The 1,543-nt window shown below is 60.8% G+C and carries 3 protein-coding genes and 1 pseudogene; all 4 read right to left on the bottom strand.

Translation table 11 applies throughout. The features are described from left to right. Positions 1–236: pseudogene (locus K309_RS38955) on the bottom strand (phosphoadenosine phosphosulfate sulfotransferase); the annotation flags it as partial. A 71-nt stretch (positions 237–307) separates the two neighbouring features. Then, on the bottom strand, positions 308–508 hold the full coding sequence (locus K309_RS0134885) for a hypothetical protein (RefSeq protein WP_029050474.1): 201 nt from the start codon (positions 506–508) through the stop codon (positions 308–310). A 21-nt stretch (positions 509–529) separates the two neighbouring features. Next, complete coding sequence (locus K309_RS0134880; protein ID WP_029050473.1) at positions 530–751, bottom strand: hypothetical protein; 222 nt, start codon at positions 749–751, stop codon at positions 530–532. 174 nt (positions 752–925) lie between these two features. Then, entirely contained in the window at positions 926–1,444 is a 519-nt protein-coding gene (locus K309_RS0134875) for a hypothetical protein (RefSeq protein WP_232232660.1), read from the bottom strand. Between the last annotated feature and the right edge of the window lie 99 nt (positions 1,445–1,543).

Here is a 1,543-nt window from a genome sequence, read left to right as displayed (position 1 = left end):
TCCACCAGCGTATCGCTCGTTGTGACGACCACCAGCGGATGGCCCCCAGCCGCGCGGTGAAGCGTGGCGGCGTGCAGCGCGAGGGCTGCCACCATGCTGCTGTCCTTGCCACCGCTGTACGCCACCACAAGCGGATGGCCCGCTTCGAGCAGTCGGCGGATGGCCGCGATCGCCCGATCCGCCCGGTCCTCGACAGGGTCGAGGGCTCCGACGGGAAAAAGAGAAATGGATTGCATGGGTGCCCCCTATTGCTGGGGCACAACCCCATAGGGGCGTGCCCCTATGGGTTGAAGAAATGAATCGTTGCCTACAGCTCTACGAGATAGGCGATACAGCTGCAATCGTCTTGCGAGCCTGCGATTCGCTGGCCTTCGCGGCAGGCAGAAAAGTCCGGGACGTTGGTCTCGATCTCGCTCGCCAGTTCTCGAAGCCGACGCGCCGCTTCGGCAGGGCCACCAGTGCCCGCGAACTCCGGGTCACGCAGCAGCAGATGGATAATCAGGTTCATGGCGGTGCTCCTCGCTCAGGCTCACTGCCAGCCAGGCCGAACGAGTTTCATGAGCTTTCTCGTGTTGCGCAGGGCTCGCACGCGAAGCACCATGTACAGCGCCGCTACGGCTGCAACAGCGCCGAAGCAACACTGCAATTGCCATCCGGAGTTGGAAGTCGTGACGCGAAAGTAAAGTGCCAGCGACAGCATCGCCACCACAGCGAGGACAGCCGTGCCAGAGACGCGAGAGTGGAAAAACATGGACAAGCTCCTGAAATGGACGGAGCCTGCCCATAGGGAAGGCCCCTATGGGTGACAGAAATTTGCTGACTGGTGTCAGCGAGGTCGATGCGTCGACGACGCGGGTAGTAGGCCGATTCTAGCGAGAACCACTCTCGGCGACAATCCGTCAACGCGAGGCGCGCCTACGCCGATTCATTCGTCGTCCGGGGACGTGAGCATCCCGATCTCACAGAGAACATAGCGGGAGAACATCGCGTCGAAATCCTCTTTCTGCGTGCCTGAGAAAAAGACACCGGCCACATCGCCGTAGTCAATCTTTAGGCGCTCCTGCACCGCCAGACAGGCTGCATGCAGGGCATCTTCCACCAGGCTGGAAATGAGTATGCTTGCCTTTTCCATCCCGCTCGCCAGCCATGTATCCAGCGCCTGCTGGACCTGGTTCGCCGCCTCGCAGAATGCTTCAGCATCGCTCTCGGTGATGCGGGGAAAGAGCCGCGGCAAGTCGCCCTCGTCCGCACACAGTCCCCCGAATTCGTTGGCGTCGACGAAGTCGTGAAGCTCGCTGAAGGTCTTTACTGTCGGCGGTATGCGGCCCGAAGCGATCTCCTGTTGGATTTGCGCCTTCCCCAACTCGATCGCGTTGGCAACGAAAACCTCCTGCTCGGCGGTCAGCTTCGTTGCCGTTGCAGTCATGGTGTCGAAATTTGTCATCTCGGGGGCGGCTTCAGAATTCGGAAAATATTGCCCTCTAAGACCTCGCTCGCGAGTTAGCGCTCGGCTAGACGCCGCAAGGGGCGGAACTTTCCTGCT

Origin of the sequence: Cupriavidus phytohabitans, assembly GCF_000426345.1 — a bacterium.
Taxonomy (GTDB): domain Bacteria; phylum Pseudomonadota; class Gammaproteobacteria; order Burkholderiales; family Burkholderiaceae; genus Cupriavidus.
Note: the sequence above shows the minus strand (reverse complement) of the source record. Positions and strands in the feature narration are given on the sequence as shown.

Excerpts from the sequence above, each read along its gene's own strand:
- K309_RS0134885 (WP_029050474.1), bottom strand. The coding sequence starts at position 508 with ATGAACCTGATTATCCATCTGCTGCTGCGTGACCCGGAGTTCGCGGGC.
- K309_RS0134875 (WP_232232660.1), bottom strand. The coding sequence starts at position 1,444 with ATGACAAATTTCGACACCATGACTGCAACGGCAACGAAGCTGACCGCC.
- K309_RS0134880 (WP_029050473.1), bottom strand. The coding sequence starts at position 751 with ATGTTTTTCCACTCTCGCGTCTCTGGCACGGCTGTCCTCGCTGTGGTG.